At 72.4% G+C, this 23,167-nt stretch carries 24 protein-coding genes, 4 tRNA genes and 1 pseudogene; 26 read left to right on the top strand and 3 right to left on the bottom strand.

Going from position 1 to position 23,167, the window contains the following annotated elements:
- Positions 1–199: 199 nt before the first annotated feature.
- The 8 genes from ACGF4F_RS15555 to ACGF4F_RS15520 all read left to right on the top strand — a co-directional run bounded on the left by ACGF4F_RS15555 (position 200) and on the right by ACGF4F_RS15520 (position 9,302).
- Positions 200–790 (top strand): NuoI/complex I 23 kDa subunit family protein, encoded by a 591-nt coding sequence (locus tag ACGF4F_RS15555; protein WP_393077832.1) that lies wholly within the window; start codon positions 200–202, stop codon positions 788–790.
- The gene (locus tag ACGF4F_RS15550; RefSeq protein WP_357438254.1) at positions 787–1,377 is read left to right on the top strand and encodes an NADH-quinone oxidoreductase subunit J; all 591 of its coding nucleotides are present in this window, start codon (positions 787–789) and stop codon (positions 1,375–1,377) included. Before ACGF4F_RS15555 ends, ACGF4F_RS15550 begins: the two co-directional genes overlap by 4 nt.
- Positions 1,374–1,781 (top strand): NADH-quinone oxidoreductase subunit NuoK, encoded by a 408-nt coding sequence (gene nuoK, locus ACGF4F_RS15545; protein WP_357438251.1) that lies wholly within the window; start codon positions 1,374–1,376, stop codon positions 1,779–1,781. The genes ACGF4F_RS15550 and nuoK overlap by 4 nt, the downstream gene beginning before the upstream one ends.
- A complete protein-coding gene (locus tag ACGF4F_RS15540) occupies positions 1,778–3,703 on the top strand; it encodes an NADH-quinone oxidoreductase subunit L (RefSeq protein ID WP_357438248.1) in 1,926 nt (641 codons plus the stop codon). Before nuoK ends, ACGF4F_RS15540 begins: the two co-directional genes overlap by 4 nt.
- A gap of 118 nt (positions 3,704–3,821) precedes the next feature.
- On the top strand, positions 3,822–5,327 hold the full coding sequence (locus ACGF4F_RS15535) for an NADH-quinone oxidoreductase subunit M (protein WP_357438246.1): 1,506 nt from the start codon (positions 3,822–3,824) through the stop codon (positions 5,325–5,327).
- Between the two features lie 55 nt (positions 5,328–5,382).
- A complete protein-coding gene (locus tag ACGF4F_RS15530; protein WP_357438243.1) occupies positions 5,383–6,846 on the top strand; it encodes a proton-conducting transporter membrane subunit in 1,464 nt (487 codons plus the stop codon).
- Positions 6,847–6,997: 151 nt separating this feature from the next.
- Complete coding sequence (gene htpX, locus ACGF4F_RS15525; RefSeq protein ID WP_357438241.1) at positions 6,998–7,876, top strand: zinc metalloprotease HtpX; 879 nt, start codon at positions 6,998–7,000, stop codon at positions 7,874–7,876.
- A gap of 163 nt (positions 7,877–8,039) precedes the next feature.
- The gene (locus ACGF4F_RS15520) at positions 8,040–9,302 is read left to right on the top strand and encodes an MFS transporter (RefSeq protein ID WP_357438238.1); all 1,263 of its coding nucleotides are present in this window, start codon (positions 8,040–8,042) and stop codon (positions 9,300–9,302) included.
- A gap of 52 nt (positions 9,303–9,354) precedes the next feature.
- On the opposite strand, the pseudogene ACGF4F_RS15515 reads toward ACGF4F_RS15520, so the two are convergent.
- Positions 9,355–9,453, bottom strand: a pseudogene (locus tag ACGF4F_RS15515) (DUF1275 domain-containing protein); the annotation flags it as partial.
- 160 nt (positions 9,454–9,613) lie between these two features.
- Positions 9,614–10,108: a YajQ family cyclic di-GMP-binding protein gene (locus ACGF4F_RS15510; protein ID WP_357438236.1), complete on the bottom strand. Its 495-nt coding sequence runs from the start codon at positions 10,106–10,108 to the stop codon at positions 9,614–9,616.
- Positions 10,109–10,257: 149 nt separating this feature from the next.
- On the opposite strand from ACGF4F_RS15510, the gene ACGF4F_RS15505 reads away from it, so the two are divergent.
- Positions 10,258–10,341, top strand: a tRNA-Tyr gene (locus tag ACGF4F_RS15505).
- Positions 10,342–10,530: 189 nt separating this feature from the next.
- Positions 10,531–11,184 carry a class I SAM-dependent methyltransferase gene (locus ACGF4F_RS15500; protein ID WP_357438235.1) on the top strand — a complete coding sequence of 218 codons (654 nt, stop codon included), beginning with the start codon at positions 10,531–10,533 and terminating at the stop codon, positions 11,182–11,184.
- Positions 11,185–11,300: 116 nt separating this feature from the next.
- Here the strand turns inward: ACGF4F_RS15500 and ACGF4F_RS15495 are convergent, their stop codons facing one another.
- Entirely contained in the window at positions 11,301–11,861 is a 561-nt protein-coding gene (locus tag ACGF4F_RS15495) for a DUF3592 domain-containing protein (RefSeq protein ID WP_357438233.1), read from the bottom strand.
- Between the two features lie 407 nt (positions 11,862–12,268).
- Between ACGF4F_RS15495 and ACGF4F_RS15490 the strand changes: the two genes are divergently transcribed.
- The 16 genes from ACGF4F_RS15490 (at position 12,269) to rplL (ending at position 22,645) form a co-directional block, all read left to right on the top strand.
- On the top strand, positions 12,269–12,427 hold the full coding sequence (locus ACGF4F_RS15490; protein ID WP_357438230.1) for a hypothetical protein: 159 nt from the start codon (positions 12,269–12,271) through the stop codon (positions 12,425–12,427).
- Positions 12,428–12,489: 62 nt separating this feature from the next.
- Entirely contained in the window at positions 12,490–15,018 is a 2,529-nt protein-coding gene (locus ACGF4F_RS15485) for a bifunctional diguanylate cyclase/phosphodiesterase (protein ID WP_357438228.1), read from the top strand.
- A gap of 96 nt (positions 15,019–15,114) precedes the next feature.
- A tRNA-Thr gene (locus ACGF4F_RS15480) sits at positions 15,115–15,187 on the top strand.
- 25 nt (positions 15,188–15,212) lie between these two features.
- Positions 15,213–15,285, top strand: a tRNA-Met gene (locus ACGF4F_RS15475).
- A 130-nt stretch (positions 15,286–15,415) separates the two neighbouring features.
- Entirely contained in the window at positions 15,416–15,583 is a 168-nt protein-coding gene (gene rpmG, locus ACGF4F_RS15470; RefSeq protein WP_013288652.1) for a 50S ribosomal protein L33, read from the top strand.
- 127 nt (positions 15,584–15,710) lie between these two features.
- Positions 15,711–16,157 carry a MaoC family dehydratase N-terminal domain-containing protein gene (locus ACGF4F_RS15465; protein WP_357438225.1) on the top strand — a complete coding sequence of 149 codons (447 nt, stop codon included), beginning with the start codon at positions 15,711–15,713 and terminating at the stop codon, positions 16,155–16,157.
- Positions 16,158–16,160: 3 nt separating this feature from the next.
- Entirely contained in the window at positions 16,161–16,553 is a 393-nt protein-coding gene (locus ACGF4F_RS15460) for a MaoC family dehydratase (RefSeq protein ID WP_357438222.1), read from the top strand.
- Positions 16,554–16,679: 126 nt separating this feature from the next.
- A tRNA-Trp gene (locus ACGF4F_RS15455) sits at positions 16,680–16,752 on the top strand.
- 215 nt (positions 16,753–16,967) lie between these two features.
- The gene (secE, locus tag ACGF4F_RS15450) at positions 16,968–17,369 is read left to right on the top strand and encodes a preprotein translocase subunit SecE (RefSeq protein ID WP_357438220.1); all 402 of its coding nucleotides are present in this window, start codon (positions 16,968–16,970) and stop codon (positions 17,367–17,369) included.
- A 35-nt stretch (positions 17,370–17,404) separates the two neighbouring features.
- Positions 17,405–18,121 carry a transcription termination/antitermination protein NusG gene (nusG, locus tag ACGF4F_RS15445; RefSeq protein WP_073837334.1) on the top strand — a complete coding sequence of 239 codons (717 nt, stop codon included), beginning with the start codon at positions 17,405–17,407 and terminating at the stop codon, positions 18,119–18,121.
- Between the two features lie 184 nt (positions 18,122–18,305).
- Positions 18,306–18,737, top strand: a complete 432-nt coding sequence (gene rplK, locus ACGF4F_RS15440; protein ID WP_073837335.1) for a 50S ribosomal protein L11 — start codon at positions 18,306–18,308, stop codon at positions 18,735–18,737.
- A gap of 83 nt (positions 18,738–18,820) precedes the next feature.
- The gene (rplA, locus tag ACGF4F_RS15435) at positions 18,821–19,537 is read left to right on the top strand and encodes a 50S ribosomal protein L1 (protein ID WP_073837336.1); all 717 of its coding nucleotides are present in this window, start codon (positions 18,821–18,823) and stop codon (positions 19,535–19,537) included.
- A gap of 77 nt (positions 19,538–19,614) precedes the next feature.
- Entirely contained in the window at positions 19,615–20,526 is a 912-nt protein-coding gene (locus ACGF4F_RS15430; protein WP_357438217.1) for an ATP-binding cassette domain-containing protein, read from the top strand.
- On the top strand, positions 20,523–21,212 hold the full coding sequence (locus tag ACGF4F_RS15425) for a hypothetical protein (RefSeq protein WP_357438215.1): 690 nt from the start codon (positions 20,523–20,525) through the stop codon (positions 21,210–21,212). Before ACGF4F_RS15430 ends, ACGF4F_RS15425 begins: the two co-directional genes overlap by 4 nt.
- Positions 21,213–21,657: 445 nt before the next feature.
- Entirely contained in the window at positions 21,658–22,203 is a 546-nt protein-coding gene (gene rplJ / locus ACGF4F_RS15420) for a 50S ribosomal protein L10 (RefSeq protein ID WP_073837339.1), read from the top strand.
- 55 nt (positions 22,204–22,258) lie between these two features.
- A complete protein-coding gene (rplL, locus tag ACGF4F_RS15415; protein ID WP_357438212.1) occupies positions 22,259–22,645 on the top strand; it encodes a 50S ribosomal protein L7/L12 in 387 nt (128 codons plus the stop codon).
- Positions 22,646–23,167 lie beyond the last annotated feature (522 nt).

The raw sequence follows: 23,167 nt of genomic DNA, 5'->3' as shown, positions 1-23,167 counted from the left end.
CAGCATAGATGATCAACAAAGTCCTCGATGTTCCCGTTGAGCTGCCGTGCGGGCGGTCGAGCCGATTGGCGGACAGGTCCACCTGATCGGCGGGAGCGGCACGTCACCCGACCGGTCGACGCCGCGCCGGTCACCCCCGGCGCAGCCAAGAGCCGGGTGGTGGTCGCGCGGGGCGTGGGCACAGGGCAGGATGGGCGGCATGAGCGAGCGGACCGGTGTTCCCGGCGAGGGGCTGGCGAAGGGGTTGGCGGTCACCCTGCGGACGATGACCCGCCGCTCGACCACCCAGCAGTACCCGGACGTCGCCCCCGAGCTGCCACCCCGCTCGCGCGGGGTGATCGCGCTGCTCGAGGAGAACTGCACGGTCTGCATGCTCTGCGCCCGGGAGTGCCCGGACTGGTGCATCTACATCGACTCGCACAAGGAGGAGGTGGCGGTCCCCGGCGCCGCCCGTCCCCGCCAGCGCAACGTGCTCGACCGGTTCGACATCGACTTCTCGCTCTGCATGTACTGCGGCATCTGCGTCGAGGTCTGCCCGTTCGACGCGCTCTACTGGTCGCCCGAGTTCGAGTACGCCGAGTACGACATCAAGGACCTGCTGCACGACAAGGACCACCTCGGCGAGTGGATGGGCACCGTCCCGCCCCCGCCGGCCCACGACCCGCGCGGCGAACCCTCGAAGGAGGAGACCACCGCCGCCCGCAAGGCCGCCGGCCCCGCCCCGCGTCCGGCCCCGTCCCGGGTACGCCCGGAGCCCGGCACCGAGCAGGGCGGAGGCGCCGCGTCATGACCGGTGCGGACGTGCTGCTGGTGGCCCTCGGCGCGGTGGCGGTCGGCGCCGGCGCGCTGGTGGTGGGCACCCGGCACCTGGTCCGGGCCGGCCTCTGGCTGGTGGTCTGCCTGGGCGCGCTGGCCGGCGACTACCTGGTGCTCACCGCCGAGCTGGTGGCCTGGGTGCAGGTGCTGATCTACGTCGGCGCGGTGGTGGTGCTGCTGCTCTTCGCGGTGATGCTGACCAGGGCCCCGATCGGCGCCTCCGACGACCTGGACCGGCCGGGCTGGCCGGCCGCGCTGATCGGCGGCGGCAGCGGGTTGGGGCTGGCCGTGCTGCTGGTCCACGCGTTCCGCTGGTCCCGGGTCGACCTGCCCGCCGCGGGCACCGCCGACCGCCTGGGCGAGCAGGTCTTCCGCTCGTGGGTGCTGCCCTTCGAGCTGCTCTCGGTGCTGCTGCTCGCCGCCCTGGTGGGCGCGATCGTGCTGTCCCGCACCGACATCGGCCGGCCCGGCGCGCCCGGCGCCCAACGCCGACCGGCGGACGGCCCGCCGGCCCGGCCCGAGCCGGCCGGTGTGGTGGCTGACGAGGGCGGGCGCGCGTGAGGCCGGTCATCCCGTACGTCACCGCCGCGCTGCTGTTCGGCCTCGGCGTCTACGGCGTGCTGCGCCGCCGCAACGCCGTCCTCGTGCTGATGGCCGTCGAGCTGATGCTGAACGCGGTGAACCTGATCCTGGTCACCGCCGACACCACGGTCCGGGCCCAGCTGCCGCACTCCGGCCAGGTCTTCGCGCTCTTCGTGATCGTGCTCGCCGCCGCCGAGATCGGCGTGGGGCTGGCCATCGTGCTTCAGCTCTACCGGCTGCGGGCCAGCGTGACCGTCGACGACGTGCCGTTGACCGAGGTGTCGGTGCCCGTGCCTGCCGGCGCGACGGTCGAGCGGCCCACCGGCCCGGCGGGCCCGCCGTCGGGCGGGCCGGCCACCGACGCCCCGGAGGGGGAGAAGTGACCGGACTGCTCGCGGCGGCGCTGCCGGGCGTACCCCTGCTGGTGGGTCTGGTCGGGTTGCTGCTGCCGCCGTCGCCCAGGGGCGCGGCGACCGGAGAGGACCGGGCCCGGCGGGTGGCGATCGCGCTCGGCGTGACCGGCGCGGCGCTGGCGCTGCTGGCGGCGGTGGCCCTGCTGGTCCGGGTGGACCGCCCGGTCGAGGGCGCCACCACCTGGATCGACCTCGGCGGACTGACGGTCACCCTCGGCTACCGGCTGGACGGGGTGGCGGTGCTGGTCGCCACGGCGGTGGCCGCGGTGGCCCTGGCCGTGCAGGTCTACTCGATCGGCTACCTGAAGCGCGGGCCGCACGACGACGTCGAGGTGGACCACCGCTACCCGCCGTACGCGGCGCAGATCAGCCTGTTCACCGCCGCGATGCTGACCGTGGTGGTCTCCGGGGACCTGATCCTGCTGCTGGTCGGCTGGGAGGTGATGGGCCTCTGCTCCTACCTGCTCATCGCCCACGACCGGCGGCTGCCCGAGGCGCCGGCCGCCGCGGTGAAGGCGTTCCTGGTCACCCGGGTGGGGGACGTCGGCTTCCTGCTCGGCATCGCGCTGCTGGGCGTCGGCGCGGGCAGCTTCCGGATCGCGGACGTGCTGGCCCACGACTACTCCACCGCGACGCTCACCGCCGCGTGCCTGCTGCTGCTCGCCGGGGTGGCGGGCAAGAGCGCCCAGTTCCCGCTGCACACCTGGCTGCCGGATGCGATGGCCGGTCCCACCCCGATCTCCGCGCTGATCCACGCCGCCACCATGGTCGCCGCCGGCGTGTACGCGGTCGCCCGGCTCTTCCCGCTGTTCGAGCGGGCCCCGATCGCGCTGGCCGTGCTCGGGGTGATGGCGGCGATCACGCTGCTGCTCGGCGCGTTCGCGGCCACCGCCCAGGACGACATCAAGCGGGTGCTGGCCTGGTCGACGGTCTCCCAGATCGGCTACATGACCGGGGCGCTCGCCGTCGGCGCGCCCGCGGCGGCGCTGTTCCACCTGCTCACCCACGCCGCGTTCAAGGCGCTGCTCTTCCTCGCGGCCGGCGCGGTGATCCACGCCGTCGGCACCACCCTGATGTCCCGGATGGGCGGCCTCCGGACGGCCATGCCGGTGACCTTCTGGTGCACGGTGATCGGCCTCGGCGCGCTCGCCGGGCTGCCGCCGCTGTCCGGCTTCTGGAGCAAGGACGGCGTGCTCGCCGCCGCCGAAGCCGCCGCGCTGGAGGGCGGCGGCCCGAGCTACGCCTGGGTCGGCTGGCTCGTCTGGCTGGCCGGGCTGCTCGGCGTCGCCGTCACCGCCTGGTACGCCACCCGCCTGCTGCTGCGCGCCTTCCTCGGTACGTCCCGACTCCCGCTGGCCCATCCGCACGACCCGCCGGCGGTGCTGCGCTGGCCGGTGCTGCTGCTCGCGGTTCCCGCCGCACTGCTCGGGCTGGCCGCCTTCGCGCCGTGGTTCGCCGACCGCCTCCGCGAGCCGGCCGACCGCACCGGGGAGGCCGTCGAGCTGGTCCACCTCGCGCCGAACCTGCTGCTGCCGCTGGTGTTGCTGCTGGTCGGGGCGGGCGTCGCCTGGGCCGGCTGGCGTCGCGACCCGGCCGCCGACCCGGCCCGCTTCCTGGGTCCGCTGCGGCCGGCCTTCGCCCGGGCGTTCCGGCTCGACGACGTCCAGCACGCCCTCGTGGTACGCCCGACGACCGCGCTCGCCCGGGCTGTGCGTACCGGTGACGAGGTCGGGGTGGACGGCCTGGTGGAGGGGAGCGGCCGGGCCGCCGTCGAGTTGGGCGGCGGGCTGGCCGCCCTGCACCGGGCGGCGCTGCCGCGCGCGGCGGCCGGCGTGCTGGCCGGCGCCCTGCTCATCGGCCTCGCCGTGGCACTGATCGGGGTGTTGCCGTGAGCGCGAGGAGTGAGCCGGGTTTGCGAGCCCCGCAGTCGCGAACTGAGGGGGCGTCGGTGAGCGCGAGGAGTGAGCCGGGTTTGCGAGCCCCGCAGTCGCGAGCGGAGAGGCCGCCGGCATGAGTTTCGGAGAGTTCCTGCTGGTCGCGGTCCTCGCGCTGCCCGCGCTGGGCGCGGTCGCGGCGGCCGCCACCCCCGGCGACCGGGCCGGGCGCCTGGTCGGCACCGCCGCCGCGGCGCTGACCCTGCTCGCCGCGCTGCCGCTCCTCGGTGGGGACCACGGCTGGTTCGGCTACGGGCCGTCGCCCGCGGTGCAGCCCTGGCATCAGCTCGACCTGCCCTGGGTGCCCGGCCTGGACCTGCGCTTCCACCTCGGGGTGGACGGGATCTCCTGGCCGCTGGTGGTGCTGACCGCGCTGCTCACCCTGCTCTGCTGCGGCTACACGCTGTGGCGGGTGCCCGAGGGCGGTGGCAGCGGCCGGGCCCTGGTCGCGCTGCTGCTGGTGGTCGAGGTGGGCATCCTGGGCACCTTCCTCGCCCTCGACCTGGTGCTCTTCTTCCTCTTCTTCGAGGTCGTCCTCCTCCCGATGTACGCGATCATCGCCGGTTGGGGTGGCGAGGACCGGCGGCGGGCGGCCCGCAAGTTCGTCCTCTACACCCTCTTCGGTTCGGTGCTGCTGCTGGTCGGCGTCTACGTGGTGGTCGCCGCCGCGGGCACCGCCGACCTGGTGGCGCTGACCGGCGGGTCCGGGCTCTCCCGGGGCACCCAGCTCGCCGCGTTCACTCTGCTGGCACTGGCGTTCGCGGTGAAGAGCCCGCTCTGGCCGCTGCACTCCTGGCTGCCCGATGCGCACACCCAGGCGCCCACCGTCGGCAGCGTGATCCTCGCCGGGGTGCTGCTCAAGATGGGCACGTACGGCCTGATCCGGGTGGCGGTCGGGGTGGCCCCGGAGGGCGCCCGTTGGGCCGCCCCGGTGCTCGGGGTGCTCGCCGTGGCGGCGATCCTCGTCGGGTCCCTGGTCTGCCTCGCGCAGGACGAGTTGAAGCGGCTGATCGCGTACTCCAGCGTGGGGCACATGGGCTTCGTGCTGCTCGGGGTGGCCACGCTCACCGCCACCGGCCTGCAGGCCGCGCTGATCGGCAACATCGCGCACGGCGTGATCACCGGGCTGCTCTTCTTCCTGGCCGGGGCGATCAAGGACCGTACCCACACCGGGTCGCTCGCGGACCTGTCCGGGCTGCGCGAGACGGCGCCCCGGCTGGCCGGGCTGCTCGGCTTCGCGGCGGTCGCCTCGCTGGGGCTGCCCGGACTGGCCGGATTCTGGGGCGAGGCGTTCGCCGTGATCGCCGCGGTCCGGCGCGGTGGCGGGCTCTGGACCACGCTCGCGGTGCTGGCCGCGCTCGGCGGGGCGCTGACCGCCGCGTACTTCCTGCGGCTGCTGCGCCGGGTCAGCCACGGGCGGCCCAGTCCGGCGGTGGGGCGGCTCGCGCCGGGGCTGGCCGGGGCGGAGCTGACCGCCTGGGCACCGCTGGTGCTGCTCGCCCTCGCCGTCGGCCTGGCCCCGGCCCTCGTGCTGTCCTACGCCACCGGCCCGGTCAACGCCCTGCTGGCGGTCTTCGATTGAGCGCGGGGAGTGCGGCGGAGCGGAGCCCCGCAGTCGCGAACGAAGGTGAGCCCGGATGAGTCTGGTGCAGAGCGTGGATCACGTGGCGCTGCTGCCGGCGTACCTGGCCGCCGGCACCGCCGTACTCGTGCTCCTGGCCGACCTGCTGGTGGCGCGGGCCGCCGTCACCGTGGCCGTCGCCGCCACCGGCGCGGCGGCCACCGCGCTCGGCGCGGCCCTGGTCGGTACGGGGGACGAGCGGCGCACCTTCTGCGTCGGCCCTGACTGCTCGTACGTGTTCGGCGGGCGGGCGGCCCTGGTCGCGGCGGTCGTCGCCCTGCTCACCCTCGGCGTGCTGGCGTTGTCGGGTCCGCTGCTGCGGGCCGGCCGGATTCCGGTGGGGGAATACTGCTTCCTGCTCGCCTGCGCGATGACCGGCGGCGTGCTGCTCGGCGCGGCCGGCGACCTGATCACCCTGGTGGTGGCGCTGGAGACGCTCACTCTGCCGCTCTACGTCCTGGTCGGGCTGCGCCGGGGCAGCTTGGCCGGTGCCGAGGCGGCGGTCACCTTCTTCGTGGTCAGCGTGGTGGCGACCGCCCTGACCCTGCTCGGCGCGGCGCTGCTCTACGCGGTGACCGGCAGCCTGCACCTGGACCGGCTCGGCGCCACCCTCACCGCCAGCGCCGAGGTCCGCGATCTGCCGCTCACCACGGTGGCCGTGGCGCTGGTGGTGGTCGGGTTGGCGTTCAAGGTCGCCGCGGTGCCGTTCCACGCCTGGGCCCCGGCCACCTACGACGGCGCGCCGCTGCCGGTCGCCGCGTACCTGTCGACGGCGTCGAAGCTGGGCGGGGTGGTGGCCCTGCTCGCGGTGGTGCAGCGCGCCCTGCCGGCCACCGTCACCGGGCCGGTGCTCGCCCTGCTCGCCGTGCTCACCATGACCGTGGGCAACCTGGTGGCGCTGCGCCAGCGGCGCACGGTCCGGCTGCTCGCCTGGTCCTCGGTGGCCCAGGCCGGCTACGTCCTCGCCCCGCTGGGCGCGTTGGCGCTGGCCGCCGGCCGCACCGCCGACGCCCGCACCGCGGCGTACGCGGCGGCCGTCGCCTATCTCGTCTTCTTCGTGCTGCTGGAGCTGGCCGCCTTCGCGGCGGTGGTCGCGCTGCGGCCGGCGGACGGCGACGGCGGCACCCTCGCCGACCTGCGCGGGTTGGCTCGCCGCCACCCGTGGGTGGGCGGGGCGTTCGCGCTCGCGCTGGTCGGGCTGGCCGGGCTGCCGCCGGGGCTGGCCGGCCTGTTCGCCAAGGTGACCGTGGTCCGGGCCCTGCTGGCCGGGCACGCCGGTTGGCTGGCTCTGGTGGTGGCGGTGAACGCGGTGCTCGGCCTGGCCTACTACCTGCGCCTGGTGGCCACCCTCTACGCGGCACCCGGCGCGGCCACCGCCCGGCCGGCCCGGACGGTGGTCGCGGCCCTCGGGGTGGCCACCGCCCTCGCCGTGATGGTGGGCTTCGCGCCGCAGCTCGTGCTGGACCTGGCCGCCCGCTGAGCGGCGGTTTGTCCCTCGGTGCCCAGCCGGCACAGCCGTCGCACAGGAATCCTCAGCCAACTTTCAGTAATGGGCGGGATGGTTGACGGGTACCGGTGGTGTTGAACCGGTCAGCGGGCCCCGCGTGGATCCGCGCACCGAAGGAGCGATCGTGCATCACAACCGTCTCAAGACCGCAGCACTGCTCGGCCTGTTGACCTCGCTGATCCTCGCGGTCGGCTATTGGTTCGGCGGGAGCGGTGGCCTCGTCATCGCCGTCGTCGTCTCGTTGCTGATGAACGGCGTGACCTACTTCTACTCGGACAAGCTCGCACTGCGCTCGATGGGGGCGCAACCGGTCAGCGAGGCACAGTTCCCCGAGCTGTACCGGATGGTCCGTGAGCTGTCCACCCAGGCGGGCCAGCCGATGCCCCGCCTGTACGTCAGCCCCACCGCCCAGCCCAACGCCTTCGCGACCGGGCGTAACCCGCAGAACGCGGCGGTCTGCGTGACCCAGGGGATCGTCGAGATCCTCGATTACCGCGAGCTGCGCGGCGTGATCGGGCACGAGCTGTCCCACGTCTACAACCGGGACATCCTGATCTCCAGCGTGGCGGCCGGTCTGGCCGGCATCATCACCATGCTGGCCAACATCGCCTGGTTCATCCCGCTGGGCTCCTCCGACGACGAGGACGGCCCGAACCCGGCGGTGCTGCTGCTCACCCTGATCCTCGGCCCGATCGCGGCCACCCTGATCCAGTTGGCGATCAGCCGGAGCCGCGAGTACCAGGCCGACCAGTCCGGCGCGGAGCTGAGCCGGGACCCGCTGGCCCTGGCCAGCGCCCTGCGCAAGATCCACATGGGTACGCAGATGCGCCCGCTGCCGCCGCAGGGCCAGCTCACCAGCACCGCCCACCTGATGATCGACAACCCGTTCAAGCGGGGTGGCGGCATCGCCGCCATGTTCGCCACCCACCCGCCGATGGAGCAGCGGGTGGCCCGCCTGGAGCAGATGGCCCGCAGCGCCGGGCCGGTGCAGTTCCAGCGCTGACCGCGCTCGTCTCCGCCCGCGTCCCCGCCGGGACGCGGGCGGAGCCGTCTTCGGCCCCGCCCTGCCGGGCGATGTGAGCGAACCGACCATCCCCACCGCGAGTCGCGGCGTTAGGGTCAAAGGGGCTTCCGCTCATTACCTGTCTCCCCCCGGAGGTGCCTCCTTGGCCGCACTGCGCCAGTACCTGGGCGTCTGGCGGGTCCCCGGTGCACCGATGCTGCTGATCCTCGGCATCATCGGCCGCCTCGGGATCGGCATGACCCCGCTCGCGCTGCTGCTCGTGGTCGAGGCGGTGACCCACCGTTACTCCCTCGCCGCGGTCGCCGGCGGCATCTACGCGCTCGCCGGCGCCGCGCTCAGCCCGATCGCCGGGCGGATCGCCGACCGGGTCGGCCCCACGCCGGTGCTGCTGGCCACCGCGGTCGCCCACCCGCTCGCCCTCTTCGGCCTGCTCGCGGCCAGCCGGTCCGGGGCAGGCAACCTCGCCCTGATCTACCTGGCCGCCGGCACTGCGGGGGCCACCTACCCGCCGCTGACCGCTGCCATCCGGGGCGCCTGGAACGACCTCACCGCCCCCGCCACCGGCCGGGCCCACCTGCGCAACACCGCGCTCGCCGCGGAGACCTCACTCTTCGAGATCGTCTTCGTGCTCGGCCCGCTGCTGGTGGCCGGCTTCGTGCTGGCCGCCGACGCCGCCGCCGCGCTGGTCGGGTCCGCCGTGGTCACCCTGGTCGGCACCACCGCCGTCGCACTCGGCCGGGTGATGCGCGGCTGGCGTCCGCACCCGCAGGAGCACCAGGCGAAGGGCCTCGGCCCGCTGCGGGTCGGTGGCTTCCCGGCCCTGCTGCTCTGCGTCGCCAGCCTGGGCATCGCCTTCGGCGCCGCCGGCGTGATCGTCCCGGCCTTCGCCGGGCAGGCCACCGCCGACGACCCGGAGAGCCTGGCCGGGGTGCTGCTCGCCGTCTGGGGCATCGGCAGCGCGGTCGGGGGTTTCTGGTTCGGGGTACGCCGACCGGCAGTCAACATGACCCGCCAGTTCGCCTGGCTGCTCGGCGCGGTGGCGGCCAGCTTCGCCGTGTACGCGGTGATGCCGGCCCCGCTGGCGCTCGGCATCGCGCTGGTGCTCGGCGGGGCCACCATCGCCCCGGCGCTGACCCTGGAGAACACCCTGGTCGGCCGGATCGCCCCGGCCGGCATGCTGAACGAGGCGTACACCTGGGTGGTCACCATGTCGGTGGCGGCGAGCGCGGCCGGGGGATCGGTGGCCGGGCTGATCGTCGACCACGCCGGCGGCGTGCCCTGGGCCTTCCTGTTCGCCGGGGCAGCCGTCGCCGTCGGGGCCGCCGTCGCCGCACTGCCCGCCGGCCCCATCGCCCGCGCCGAGGCCACGGCCGTACGCGCCGAGCACGCGGCGGTCGCCGCCTGAGCGGTCGACCCTCGCGGGGATCGAAGCGGCGCCAGGCGGGTACAGCGCTGGCATGTTCGTCTTCTTCTCGAACCGGATCGGCTGCGTCGGCTCGATCCTGATCAGCGCGATCGTGACGGTGATCCTGCTGCTGATCTTCACCCGCTGAGCGGATCCGCTCCGCTATTGCTCGCCTGATATTGGACAGGTTGCGGCATTCCGGCGGGTCGGACGGCGCGACATCCGGGATCTGGTGCCGCTGGCGGCCGCCGATTCGGGCGCGGCGGTGTACGGCGGGCCGGCCGGCCCCGGAGCGGGGCCGGCCGGGATGCTCAGCGGTAGTTGGTGAACTGAAGGGCGACCCCGAAGTCCTCGCCCTTGAGCAGCGCGATGACGGCCTGGAGGTCGTCCTTCTTCTTGCCGGTGACCCGCAGTTGGTCGCCCTGGATCTGCGCCTGGACGCCCTTCGGGCCGTCCTCCCGGATCTTCTTGCTGATCGCCTTGGCCTTGTCCGAGTCGATGCCCTGGATCACCTTGGCGTCGATCTTGAAGACCTTGCCTGAGGAACGCGGATCGCCGGCGTCCAGCGACTTGAGCGAGATGTTCCGCTTGACCAGCTTCTCCTTGAAGACGTCCAGGGCGGCCCGGACCCGCTCCTCGGTCTCCGCCTGGAGGCTGATCGCCTCCTCCCCCGACCAGGAGACCTCCGCGCCGGTGCCGCGGAAGTCGAACCGCGTCGCGAGCTCCTTCTCCGCCTGGCGGAGGGCGTTGTCGACCTCCTGCCGGTCGACCTTGCTCACGATGTCGAAGGACGGGTTCGCTGCCATGCTCATGCTCCTGCTGTCCGGCGTTCTGTCCTGTTCCGTCCCCCGCTGACCAGCGGTGGGACCCCCTGACGGTACCCGGTTGCGGCGGCCCGGGGGGCAACCGCTATCCTTGCTACCGCTGCCGCGCGATAGCGTGGTGGTAACGCCCTGGCGGGTTGCCCGAGCGGCCAATGGGAGCGGACTGTAAATCCGTCGCGAAAGCTACAGAGGTTCGAATCCTCTACCCGCCACCAGGGATCGGCAAGGCCCTCAACCTACGGAAACGTCGGTTGGGGGCCTTCGTCGTCTCCTACCCGTGATGATCGTTGTCGCCCTTGGTCATCCGTCGGGCACGTACGGAGGCTGGGGTGGGGCGACCAACAGGCCCTTCGCGCCGACTCGGAGCCACGGGTCCAGGTCTTCCCGGAGGCGAGGAGGCGTCCGTGCACGACAACGAGCTGACCGACCGGTTGTCTTCTGCGGCCACCACCGAGGGCGATCCGGCCGGCTGGTTCGAGCGGCTCTACGCCGACGCCGAGCGGGGCGAGGCGGTCGTCCCGTGGGACCTCGACCGGGCGCATTCCCTGCTCAGCGAGTGGACCGACCGGACCCGGCCGGACGGATCTGGTCGGCGCGCCGTGGTCGTCGGGTGCGGCTTCGGCCGCGACGCCGAACATCTGGCCCGCCTCGGCTTCGCCACCGTCGCCTTCGACATCTCTCCCACGGCGGTACGGGAAGCCCGCCGCCGCCACCCGGACTCCCCGGTCCGGTACGAGACCGCCGACCTGCTCGACCCGCCGCACGACTGGCTGGGCGGGTTCGATTTCGTGCTGGAGAGCATGAACGTGCAGGCACTGCCGGTCGAGCTGCGGAAGCGGGCGATCCCGGCGGTCGGCCGGCTGGTCGCGCCGGGCGGGACGCTGCTGGTGATCGCGGCCGGCCGGCGGAACGACGAGGTCGTCGAGGGCCCGCCCTGGCCGCTGGCCCGGGCCGAGGTCGACGCCTTCGCGGCCGGCCCGCTGACCCCGGCCCGGGTCGAGGAGATCGTCGCCCCCGACGGTGGGATCCGTTGGCGCGCGGAGTTCCGCCGCGCCTGAGGTTGGCAGACGGGACGGGCATCCGGGCCGGAAGCACTCCTGCGGAAACGCAGGTCAAGGGCCTTCGTCGGGTCGGTGACCTGCCGAGGCCGTGGCGCCACCCGTGCCGGGGCCGGTCAGCGTCGGCTGCTCCGCTTGTGCTTGGAACGGCTGGTGAACCTGCCACTGCCCCCGATCCGGGCACTGGACCGGCGTGGCGGCGTACGCCGCGGGAACCAGTGGTCGAACGGGAGGCGGGAGAGCAGCAGCGGCACCGCCACGACCAGGATCCCGAACCCGACCACGCCCAGCCCGCCCTGAATGCGGCCCCGGTGTCCGCTGAGTTGGTCGAAGTCGGTGACGAAGTCTCCCGGATCATCGGGATTCACCCAGATCCTCACCTCGTCGCCGGGCGACCAGCACACCTCGACGCAGCCGACCTCCTGTTCGTACGTCCGGCCGGCCAGCTCGTATCGGAAGTACATGGTGGTTGATGCGCTCGTCCGGTTGCCGCCGGACTTGGTGACCCGGTCGTAGACCTTTGCGTTTGCCGGTGTGCCGCTGCCCCGCAGTTCCTTCTCCCAGTCGTCGAGCGCGTGCTGGGTGTGGAACGGCAGCCAGAGCAGCGCGCCGCCGGCCACGACCAGCAGGACGGCGCCGAGGGCCGGCCACACCGACGAGGGGCGTTGCGCGATCACCCGATCATCGTGGCCTGCCGGCGCAACTCTCGCCGGGTCGAGCGGGGTGACGGAAAGATGACGTCAGGGGTCTGGATTTCGACTCCACGCATGTATGGTGACCTATGGCCGGCGGTCCGGGGTGGCGCCAGGGGGAAGGGGCTGCCGACCTGCCGGGGGAGGCTACGGACGATGACCCCGGGGGCCGATGATCGATTTGCGGGTTAGGTCGGAATCCACAGTGAGCGAAGCGTTTCACCGGTCCGGGGCCGCCCTGATCTGGCCGGGTGTGCCGCAGGGCGTGGGCCGAACGGTGGAAGGAGTCCACCGCACGGGCCCGCCCGGCTGCCGGCGCTTTCCTATGTGCGAGCCCTGTGGCACGATCGTGGAACCCTAACCCCTGTGACGCCCCCCCGACAGGAGTAATCATGTCTGGTCAACGGTTGGGCCGACTGCTTGGCTCGGTCCTCGCGATCGCCGCCGCCGCGGCCATCGGGTTCAGCTTCGGGCACTACAGCGACACCGCTGGCGACCGCGCGAATGCGGACATCATCTGGACCGTCGCCCCCACCGACGGTGGTTACTGACTGACACGGGAAACATCTGACGGGCAAGGAGCCTGAGCAGCCCGAAGCCCGTAGGGAGCGCCATGGCTGGCCGTGAACGGTCGCGACGGAGATCCATCGATCACGCCTGGCTCATCACCGGACCGCTGGCTCTGTTCGCCGTCGTCTGCGCCACGATCACCGGGTTGGTTTCAGACGAGCCTTCCGGCGAGTGGGGGCTGGCTGCCGCATTGCTGGCGATCATGATCGCAGTTGGCATTCCGGTGCTCAACTTCGTGGTCCGGCGCCAGTCGTTCGGCATGACGCTGACCGAGATCCCACTCGTCGTGGCGCTCTTCCTGCTGCCGCCCCTGACGGTTGTGGTGATCTACACCGTCGCGTCGATGGTCACCCAGACGCGGCATCGCCTGCCGCCGGCAAAGTTCTGGTTCAACGTGGCCAAGGCGGCCGCCGGCACCTCCCTGGCCGTGCTCGTCCTCCAGGCCCTACCGCCCATGCGGGGGGTGGGGCCTGGCACGTGGATGATCCTGTTCACCGCCGTCGCCTCGGTCATCGTCGTCAGCTTCGCCGCCGTCGCCGGTGTGCACACCCTTCTCCAGGGGTGGCAGGCCGGGCGAGACGCGCTCCGCAGCGCCCCGGCCCCGTTGCTCACCGCCGCGATCAACACCTCGATGGGTCTGATGATCCTGATCGCGGTCAGAACCACGTGGTGGTCGGTGCTGTTGCAGGCGGCGCTGGCGGCGGCGCTGGTCCTGGTATACCGGTCCTACGCGCGGTTCTTCCGGCAGCACCGCACCCTCGCCCAGATGTACGACCTGACCCGGGCCACCGCCGAGCGCGGTCAGGACGGCACGCTTGCGGACGCCCTCCTCGGCCGGGTGCGAGCACTGATGCAGGCCGAGTACGCCACGCTCTGGTTGCCCGCGCAGGGTCGGCATCCCGAGTTGCTGCTCACCGCCCGGGTCGACGACCAGGGTCTGCTCGACGTGGTCTACACGCCCGCGGTGCTGCGGGAGCGGGCCGCGACGGAAGGCCGCACGGTGGCGGTCGGCCGTGCCTTCGGTGCGGAGCAAGAGGCCCGCCGGGCGGCAAGTGACGCCAACGTCAAGGACGTCATCGTGGTGCCACTGCGTTCTGGTCAGGCGGTCATCGGCACGCTTGAGGTCGTCAACCGGCTGAGCGACGTGGGCCACTTCACCCAGAGCGACATACCGGTCTTCGAGACGGTCGCCGCGCACGCCGCGGTCGCCCTGGAAAACTCCCGCCTGGTCGACCGGCTGCGGCACGACGCCAACCACGACGCGCTGACCAAGCTCGCCAACCGGCGCCGGGTCACCGCGGCGGTGGCCGAGGCGGTCAAGATCGCCGCACCGGGCGAGGTGGTGGCGCTGCTGCTGTTCGACGTCGACCGGCTGCGCCAGGTCAACGAGTCGCTCGGCCACGCGGCCGGCGACAAGGTCCTCGTCGAGGTCGCCGAGCGGCTGCGCGCCTGCGCGCCCTCGTCGGCCCTGGTCGGTCGCGCCGGCGGCGACGAGTTCCTGGTGACCCTGCGGCTGGAGAGCGCCGAGGCGGCGTTGGAGCTGGCCGGGCAGTTGCGGGAGCAGATCCGCGACGAGATGGTCTTCGACGCGCTCACCCTGGACGTGGACACCGCGGTCGGGGTGGCCGTGCACCCGGACCACGGCAGCGACGCGGTGACCCTGCTCCAGCGGGTGGACCTGGCGGCGACGGCGGCGAAGTCCGTGCCAGGCAGCGTGCAGCTCTACAGCCCGGCGCTGGAGTCCCGGTCGTTGCGCCGGCTCGGTCTCGCCAGCGACCTGCGTCGCGCACTGGACGCCGGTGCGCTGGAGGTCTATTTCCAGCCCAAGGTGACGCTGCGGGACCGGCGCCTGGTCGGGGTGGAGTGCCTGGCCCGCTGGGAGCACCCGGCGCACGGCACGGTGGCGCCGGACGACTTCGTGGCGGTGGCCGAGCACACCGGCCAGCTGGGCCGGCTCACCGAGTTCGTGCTCCGGGAGAGCCTGCGCCGCAGCCGGGACTGGAGCCACGGCGAGCGGGCGCTCGCCGTGTCGGTCAACCTCGCCGCCCGTACCCTCACCGACCAGCATTTCCCCACCCTGGTACGCGAGCTGCTGGACGAGTACGGCGTGCCGCCGCAGCGACTCACCCTGGAGATCACCGAGGCCGGGGTGCTGGACGGCACGGAACGTCCGATACCCACCCTGCGGCGGCTACGTGATCTCGGCGTCCGGCTCTCGGTGGACGACTTCGGCACCGGCAACTCGTCCCTGGCCCAACTGCGCCGGCTGCCGGTGCACGAGGTGAAGGTCGACCGTTCCTTCGTGCAGGGGATGGCGACCGATCCGGGTGACCTGGCGATCGTGAACGCCGTGGTGACGCTCTCCCAGCAGTTCGGCCTGGCCGTGGTGGCCGAGGGGGTGGAGAGCGAGCTGACCCTGGAGCTGCTCCAGGACATCGGCTGCGAGATCGGCCAGGGCTTCCTGTTCAGCCGGCCCCTGCCGTACGAGCGGCTGGAGGCCTGGTTCGGTGCCCAGGTCGAGCCCGAGACGATCTCCGTCGGTGACCTGCCGCGCCTGCGAGCGGTGCCCTGAGCTGTGGAAACGCGGCAACGGGGGATCCGATTTCACCTCGCGGGCGAGGTCGTGTACTGTTTCCCCTGCGCGGCACCCCACGGGGTGCTCGGGTAGGCCCCCTTAGCTCAGTCGGCAGAGCGTCTCCATGGTAAGGAGAAGGTCTACGGTTCGATTCCGTAAGGGGGCTCAAAGGGTCCGGCTGGACCCGCCACGGCGGTGTAGCTCAGATGGCAGAGCAAGCGGCTCATAATCGCTGTGTCGCCGGTTCAAGTCCGGCCACCGCTACTCTCGTCCTCCGGGTCACCCGGTGGTCGGTGGGATGGGCGCCACAGGCGCCCACTTTGCATGTCTGCGCCGTCAACGCGTAGGCTCATGCGCCGTAGTTGTTACCCGTTAGCGAGGAAGGCACTCCGCCGTGGCGAAGGCGACCGATGTCCGGCCGAAGATCACTTTGGCGTGTGTGGAGTGCAAGGAGCGCAACTACATCACGCGCAAGAACCGTCGTAACGACCCGGACCGCATCGAGCTGAAGAAGTTCTGCCCCCGGGACGGCAAGCACACGGTCCACCGCGAGACCCGCTGACCCACGGCCGGCTCCGCCGGCCCGGTCCCGCAGCATCTCCGAAACGCCGATCCGCACGGACGGACGGCGGCCCCGAGCCGCCAGCCCGCGCGGATCGGCGTTCGTGCTTTCCGTGTAGGTTCGCGACATGTCTCTGGACCCGTCCTTCGTCGGCCGGACCTACCCGCCGACCGCCCCCTATCAGGTGGGCCGAGAAAAGATCCGCGAGTTCGCCACCGCCATCGGTGCCACCGACCCGGCGTACCACGACCCCGAGGCCGCCCGGGCGCTCGGCCACCCCGACGTGGTGGCGCCGCCGACCTTCCCGGTGCTCGTGACCATGGCCGCCAGCCGGCAGATCATCGAGGACCCGGCGCTGGGCGTCGACTACAGCCGGGTCGTGCACGGGGACCAGCGGTTCGCGTACACCCGGCCGGTGGTGGCCGGCGACGAGCTGGTCTGCGTGAACACCATCGAGGAGATCACCAACCGGGGCGGGCACGGCTTCCTGACCACCCGTACCGACGTGAGCACCGCCGACGGCGAGCCGGTGGTCGCCGCCTGGTCCAAGATCGTCGTACGCGGGGAGGCCTGAACCGTGGAGCTGCCCACCCAGACGTTCCGGGTGACCCGTGCGGACCTGGTCCGCTACGCGGGCGCCTCGGGCGACTTCAACCCGATCCACTGGAGCGACCGGACCGCCACCAAGGTGGGCCTGCCCGGCGTGATCGCCCACGGCATGTTCACCATGGCGCTGGTCGGCCGGGCGGTCACCACCTGGGCCGGCGCGCCGGACGCGGTGGTCGACTTCGGCGTCCGGTTCACCCGGCCGGTGGTCGTGCCGGACACCGACGAGGGCACCGAGATCGAGGTCAGCGCGGTCGTCAAGGAGGTCACCGAGGACGGCCTGACCAGGCTCGAAGTCACCGCGACGTGCCTGGGGGAGAAGGTCCTGTCGCAGGCTCGGGCGACCGTCCGGACGCCCCGCTGAGGGGTCTGTCGACGCGCGAGGGGCAGACCGGTTGGGAAAGTCGCACGACTACCCGTACACTGGTCCGCCGTGGGGCAAGTGACCCCTGCCCGGCACTGCGTGTCCGGGTGGGGTGAGTTGCCGCACAGGGGTGTAGCTCAATTGGCAGAGCAGCGGTCTCCAAAACCGCAGGCTGCAGGTTCAAGTCCTGTCACCCCTGCGCCTCAGGCCTGACCGTTCCCGTGGGTCGCGCCGTCCGCAGGGCGGCGTCCGGCCCGTGGTGGTGGCATCGGCGGGGTTGGTTCCGAGGCATTCGGGGCCCTCCCGGTCGGTCCGCCGGCCGCGGCCCGTCGCGGGACGGTTGGTCCGGCCGGCGTGACCACACGCCGCGCACGCCCATCGGCGTGCGACCCGACATCCCGCACGGAGGGCGAAGTGGCCGAGAACAAGCGGCGCGGCGAGGACGCCGACGACGAGCGTCTGCGTGACGACGCGGTCGTCGACGAGGCCGACGGCGAGGCCGAGGACGACGCCACCGACGCGGACGAGCCGGTCTCCAGGGGCGGCACCGCCACCCGCAAGCGGGCCCGCGCCGAGTCGACCGAGGGCCGGAAGACCCGGAAGGACACCGAGCGGATCGGGCTCTTCGCCCGCATCGCGCGGTTCTTCCGCGAGGTCGTGGCCGAGCTGCGTAAGGTCATCTGGCCGACCCGCAAGGAGCTGCTGACCTACACGGCTGTGGTGGTCACCTTCGTCGCGGTGATGCTGGCGATCGTGGCCGGCCTGGACTACGGCTTCGCGAAGGCGGTGCTGTGGGTCTTCGGCAACCCCAGCTGACCGGCTACCAGCGAGACAGACGGAAGTGAGCGAGCGTGCCTGAGTACGACGAGACCGCCGAGACCCGGGACGAGCAGTCTCCGGTGGCGACGGCGGCCAACGATGAGTCGGTCGAGGCCGCCAGCGCGCCGGAATTCCCGACCACCGAGCCGGAGCAGGAGTTCGACCCGGTCGCCGAGCTGCGCCAGAAGCTGCGCTACGCCCCCGGCGACTGGTACGTGGTGCACTCGTACGCCGGCTACGAGAACAAGGTCAAGACCAACCTCGAGACCCGGATCACGTCCCTCGACATGGAGGACTACATCTACCAGGTCGAGGTGCCGACCCGGGAAGAGGTCGAGGTCAAGAACGGCAAGCGGTCCCAGGTCCAGGCGAAGGTCTTCCCGGGCTACATCCTGGTCCGGATGGAGCTGACCGCGGAGTCCTACTCCTGCGTCCGGAACACTCCGGGTGTGACCGGCTTCGTCGGCGCGACCGACCGGGCCGACCGGCCGGCGCCGCTGAGCCTCGACGAGGTGCTGAAGTGGCTGGCCCCGGCGGTCGAGACCGAGCAGAAGAAGGCCAAGCCCGAGGTCAAGGTCCTCGACTTCGAGGTCGGTGACTCGGTCACCGTCACCGACGGCGCCTTCGCTTCGCTGCCGGCGACGATCAGCGAGATCAACGCCGACCAGCAGAAGCTCAAGGTGCTGGTGTCGATCTTCGGCCGGGAGACTCCGGTCGAGCTCAACTTCAACCAGGTCGCCAAGATCTGACGTACGTCGGCACCGGCGGGGGCCCCTGGGCCTGCCGCCGGTGCGTCGTTTCGCCGCCCCGCCGCACCTCGGCGGAGGGGCGACGGACGTCTGCGCTACCCTAGAACGTCGCCGTTGTCGCACCGTGCTGACCGTGCGCGCCCGCGGCCGGCGAGAATCCCAGTTCCAAGCCCCAGGAAGAGACATGCCTCCGAAGAAGAAGCTCGTCAAGACGTTCACGCTTCAGCTGCCGGCGGGCCAGGCCACCCCGGCGCCGCCGGTCGGCCCCGCGCTCGGCCAGCACGGCGTGAACATCATGGAGTTCTGCAAGTCCTACAACGCGCAGACCGAGTCGCAGCGGGGCGACATCGTCCCCGCCGAGATCAGCGTCTACGAGGACCGGACCTTCACCTTCGTGCTGAAGACCCCGCCCGCCGCCCGGCTGCTGATCAAGGCTGCCGGCGTGCCCAAGGGCTCGGGCGTCCCGCACAAGGAGAAGGTCGGCAGCGTGACCCGCGCCCAGGTGCGGGAGATCGCGGAGAAGAAGATGGCGGACCTCAACGCCAACGACCTCGACCAGGCTGAGAAGATCATCGCCGGCACCGCCCGGTCGATGGGCCTGAACGTCACCGACTGACCTCGGTCACCGCCCCACCCGATCAGTTCGTGGGAGGGCCTGCGGACGCCGCGGCCCGCCATAGACCACAGGAGTTACGAGAAATGCAGCGCAGCAAGAGCTACCGCAAGGCCGCCGAGGTCATCGACCGGTCGAAGCTCTACTCTCCCGCCGAGGCCGTCAAGCTGGCCAAGGAGTCCACCTCCGTCAAGTTCGACGCCACGGTCGAGGTCGCGATGCGCCTCGGCGTCGACCCCCGCAAGGCGGACCAGATGGTCCGCGGCACGGTCAACCTGCCCCACGGCACCGGTAAGACCGCCCGCGTGATCGTCTTCGCCGCCGGCGCGAAGGCCGAGGAGGCCGCCGCCGCGGGCGCGGACGAGGTGGGCACCGACGAGCTGGTCGCCCGTATCCAGGGCGGTTGGCTGGACTTCGACGCGGCGATCGCCACCCCGGACCAGATGGCCAAGATCGGCCGGATCGCGCGGATCCTGGGCCCGCGCGGCCTGATGCCGAACCCGAAGACCGGCACGGTGACCATGGACGTCGCCAAGGCCGTCTCGGACATCAAGGGCGGTAAGATCACCTTCCGGGTGGACAAGCACTCCAACCTGCACCTGATCATCGGCAAGGCCTCGTTCACCGAGTCTCAGCTGATCGACAACTACGCGGCGGTGCTGGACGAGGTGCTGCGGTCGAAGCCGTCCGCGGCCAAGGGCAAGTACCTGAAGAAGGTCACCCTCACCACCACCATGGGCCCGGGCGTCCCGGTCGACCCGAACGCGGTGAAGAACCTGACCGAGGCTCCGGCCGAGGCCTGAGCACGACAGCCCTGACGGGGCCCCGCCACTCACCTGGCGGGGCCCCGTTCGTCATTCCCGTATGGCAGGCTCGCCGCATGCGGCTGGAGGACGTCTGGTTGCGCTACCACCGGCGCGGTCCGTGGGTGCTGCGCGGCGCGGAGATGCGGATCGGCCCGGGCGAGGTGGCGGTGGTGCTCGGGCGCAACGGCGTCGGCAAGTCCACCCTGCTCCAGCTCGCCGCAGGCGTGCTCCGGCCGACCCGGGGTCGGGTGGTCGACCGTCCTGCGGCCGTCGGCTGGGTCCCGGAGCGGTTCCCCGCCGACCAGCCGTTCACCGTGGGTGGGTACCTCACCGGGATGGGGCGGCTGGCCGGTCTCTCCGGTCCGGCGGCCGACCGGGCGGTGCGGCACTGGGTCGACCGGCTCGGCCTGGCCCGGTTCCACGGGGTCAGGCTGCCCGAGCTGTCGAAGGGCACCGCCCAGAAGGTCGGGCTGGCCCAGGCGATGCTGCGCCCGCCCGGCCTGCTCGTCCTCGACGAGCCCTGGGAGGGGCTGGATGCCGCCGCCCGCGAGCTGGTGCCGGAGCTGATCGGCGAGGTGCTGGCCGGCGGCGGCGCGGTGCTGGTCAGTGACCACCGCGGCGAGACGGTGCGGCTGCCCGGCGCAGCGCGCTGGACGGTCGCCGACGGCGCCGTCACCGCGCAGGCGCCGACCGAGGGTGCGGCCATGGTGGTGGTCGAGCTGGCGGTACCGGCCGCGGGGGTGGCGGACGCCGTCGCCCGGTTGCGCGCCGCCGGCCACCACGTTCTCCGGGTACGCGACCACGCCGCCCCGCCTCCCGCCGCGCGGCCCGGTCACGACTCCCCATCCGCCCCGGCCGAACCAGCGTGCGACGGCGCGGGTGCACGACCCGACCGGGTCGCCGGCCCCGGTGCGCCGGTCGACGCCATGGCGACGCCCGGCGGCGGGACTGACGATGCCGGTCCCGCCCCGGAGGTGGCCCGGTGACCGCGCTGGTCCGACTGCGGCTGGCCGGCTTCCTGCGTACCGGACGGGCGCTGGCACCGGTGCTGGCCGGCCTGCTGGCCCTCGGCGTCCTCTACGGCGGCGGCCGGGCCCGGCCGGCGGAGGCGTACGGCGTCTCGGCGGTGGTGCTGTTCCCGGTGCTGGCCTGGCAGACCAAGATCCTGCTGGACGTCGAGCCGGACGTGCAGCGCCGGCTGGCCCGGGTGGTGATGGGCCCGGTCCGGGAGCGGGCCGCCGGCCTGCTGGCGGCGGCCGTGGCCGGGCTCGGCACGGTGGCCGTCGCGCTGGTCTTCCCCTGGTTGGTCGGCGGGGTGACCGGCGAGACCGGGCCGGGGGACCGGTCAGTGGCCGCCGGAGTGGCCCTCGGCCTCTGGGCCCACCTGCTCGCCCTGCCGGCGGCCGTGGCGCTGGGCGCCCTGGCCAGCCGGGCGATCACCCGCAGCGCCGGGTACGGCGTGGCGGTGCTCTCGGTCGGCGCGGTGGGTGCCCTGGTGCTGGGGCTGAGCGACTCGGTGCTGCCGTGGCTGGCGCCGCCGGTGATGCCGACCGCCCGGGCGCTGACCGGCGACCTGACCGCCTCGGCGGCGCTGCTCCTGAGCGCCTGGGCGCTGGTCTGGGCGGTGGTGGCCCTGGCCGGCTACGCCTGGGGCCGCCGTACCCGCGCCTGACCCGCCCGCCGGTCCGAGCCCCGAGCGGGCATGCTCGCCCTGATCACTCGGTGTGCCGCACACCGGCCTGTCCCGCCCGGGCGATGGCGCAACGGGCCGTACCCCGGGGTGGGTCATCAACCCGGGGTGAGGGTGACCGGGGGCACTCCGGGGGCGATTTGGAAGTAGCGGGACACGTCGCGTAACCTTGTCCCGTAGTTCCACCCAGAGACCGCTGGTCACCGTGCCCTGGCACGGTCGAAGGTCCCGCGATGACGGGCGACCCGCGTAGGGCGGCAAGCGAAAATCGGCGCTGTGCGTGGTCCGCCGACCATGCGCGTTGCTCCGGCCCTCGCCCCGTGCGCCCTGCGCCGGGGCTTTTCTCGTTGTCGTGATGCCTCCGCCGCCGTCGCGAGCGTCCGCTCGTCGCCGGCGTACCAGCTCCGAGTAACGAGAGAGGAGGGACATGGCGGACAAGCCGATCCGGGCCGACAAGGCCACGGCCGTCGCCGAGCTGACCGAGAGCTTCCGCAACGCGGGGGCGACCGTGCTGACCGAGTACCGCGGACTCACGGTTTCGCAGCTCACCCAGCTGCGGCGCTCGCTCGGCAAGGAGACCAGCTACACGGTCGCGAAGAACACGCTGGCCAAGCGTGCGGCGACCGAGGCGGGCATCTCCGGCCTCGACGAGCTGTTCTCCGGTCCTACCGCGCTGACTTTCGTTTCGGGCGACGTCGTCGAGGCGGCGAAGGGGCTTCGCGACTTCGCGAAGGCCAACCCGAAGCTCGTCATCAAGGGCGGTGTCTTCGAGGGCAAGGCCATTTCCGCGGCCGAGGTCACGAAGCTCGCCGACCTGGAGTCCCGCGAGGTGCTGCTGGCGAAGCTGGCCGGCGCCATGAAGGGCAACCTGAGCAAGGCCGCGGCCCTGTTCCAGGCTCCGCTCGCCAAGACCGCGCGTCTGGCGGCCGCCCTGCAGGACAAGCGCGAGAAGGAGGGCGCCGAGGCGGCCTGAGGCCCCGCGGCGCACCCACGTTCTTAGTTAAACCATTCAGGAAAGGACGCCAGACATGGCGAAGCTCAGCACCGACGAGCTGCTCGACGCGTTCAAGGAGATGACGCTGATCGAGCTCTCCGAGTTCGTGAAGCAGTTCGAGGAGACCTTCGAGGTCACCGCCGCCGCTCCGGTCGCCGTGGCCGCGGGCCCGGCCGCCGGTGGCCCGGCCGCCCCGGCCGAGGAGGAGAAGGACGAGTTCGACGTCATCCTCGACGCCGACGGTGGCAAGAAGATCCAGGTCATCAAGGTCGTGCGTGAGCTGACCGGCCTGGGCCTGAAGGAGGCCAAGGACCTGGTCGAGGCCGCGCCGAAGGCGGTCCTGGAGAAGGTCAACAAGGAGACCGCCGAGAAGGCCAAGGCCAAGCTCGAGGGCGAGGGCGCCAAGGTCACCCTCAAGTGACCTTGCGTTGACCTGACGCGCGTCCGGCTCACGTGAGCCGGGGCACACCGCGTCGCGGCGGGCGGTGATCCGGGAACGGATCGCCGCCCGCTGTGGTTGGTGGCATCCGGTGGGAGCGGCGTGAGCAGGGCGTCCAGGTCGTTCGCACCGGGTTCACAGCGGCGCCTGCCGGTAGCCCGTCGGTGGGAAAGACACCCCGAACGGTAACCGGCCCTTGACGCGGCACCGGGCTGCCAGGCACGCTGACACCAGCAAGACCTTCCGCGCTTGCAACGGCCACCTCTCGGGTATGGCAGCGGCAGCACCATCGCCGTGACACCCGAGCGGCCCGGCAGGAGCGTCGCGTTCCGAGCGGCCCGGTAGACCTGGTTTTCGAGGTCCCGAGGCAAGTTCCGCGACGATCCTGCGGGGTGGGCTGGACAGCGGTTAGCCTCTCGGCTACACTGCTAGTTTGCGCTGCCTTCCGACTTGACCCCTGCTCGGAAATGTCCGTTTGCGGATATTTCTGGTGGGGTCATTGGA

It is taken from the genome of Micromonospora sp. NPDC047740, assembly GCF_043204735.1.
Classification (GTDB): Bacteria; Actinomycetota; Actinomycetes; order Mycobacteriales; family Micromonosporaceae; genus Micromonospora.
This window is presented reverse-complemented; position numbering and strand designations above follow the sequence as displayed.

What these genes read in the sequence shown, in the direction of transcription:
- ACGF4F_RS15535 (WP_357438246.1), top strand. Translation starts at nt 3,822, where the DNA reads ATGAGTTTCGGAGAGTTCCTGCTGGTCGCGGTCCTCGCGCTGCCCGCG.
- rplL (WP_357438212.1), top strand. Translation starts at nt 22,259, where the DNA reads ATGGCGAAGCTCAGCACCGACGAGCTGCTCGACGCGTTCAAGGAGATG.
- ACGF4F_RS15485 (WP_357438228.1), top strand. Translation starts at nt 12,490, where the DNA reads ATGGCTGGCCGTGAACGGTCGCGACGGAGATCCATCGATCACGCCTGG.
- ACGF4F_RS15430 (WP_357438217.1), top strand. Translation starts at nt 19,615, where the DNA reads ATGCGGCTGGAGGACGTCTGGTTGCGCTACCACCGGCGCGGTCCGTGG.
- ACGF4F_RS15530 (WP_357438243.1), top strand. Translation starts at nt 5,383, where the DNA reads ATGAGTCTGGTGCAGAGCGTGGATCACGTGGCGCTGCTGCCGGCGTAC.
- ACGF4F_RS15490 (WP_357438230.1), top strand. Translation starts at nt 12,269, where the DNA reads ATGTCTGGTCAACGGTTGGGCCGACTGCTTGGCTCGGTCCTCGCGATC.
- ACGF4F_RS15550 (WP_357438254.1), top strand. Translation starts at nt 787, where the DNA reads ATGACCGGTGCGGACGTGCTGCTGGTGGCCCTCGGCGCGGTGGCGGTC.
- rplK (WP_073837335.1), top strand. Translation starts at nt 18,306, where the DNA reads ATGCCTCCGAAGAAGAAGCTCGTCAAGACGTTCACGCTTCAGCTGCCG.
- rplJ (WP_073837339.1), top strand. Translation starts at nt 21,658, where the DNA reads ATGGCGGACAAGCCGATCCGGGCCGACAAGGCCACGGCCGTCGCCGAG.
- ACGF4F_RS15510 (WP_357438236.1), bottom strand. Translation starts at nt 10,108, where the DNA reads ATGGCAGCGAACCCGTCCTTCGACATCGTGAGCAAGGTCGACCGGCAG.
- ACGF4F_RS15555 (WP_393077832.1), top strand. Translation starts at nt 200, where the DNA reads ATGAGCGAGCGGACCGGTGTTCCCGGCGAGGGGCTGGCGAAGGGGTTG.
- ACGF4F_RS15465 (WP_357438225.1), top strand. Translation starts at nt 15,711, where the DNA reads ATGTCTCTGGACCCGTCCTTCGTCGGCCGGACCTACCCGCCGACCGCC.
- rplA (WP_073837336.1), top strand. Translation starts at nt 18,821, where the DNA reads ATGCAGCGCAGCAAGAGCTACCGCAAGGCCGCCGAGGTCATCGACCGG.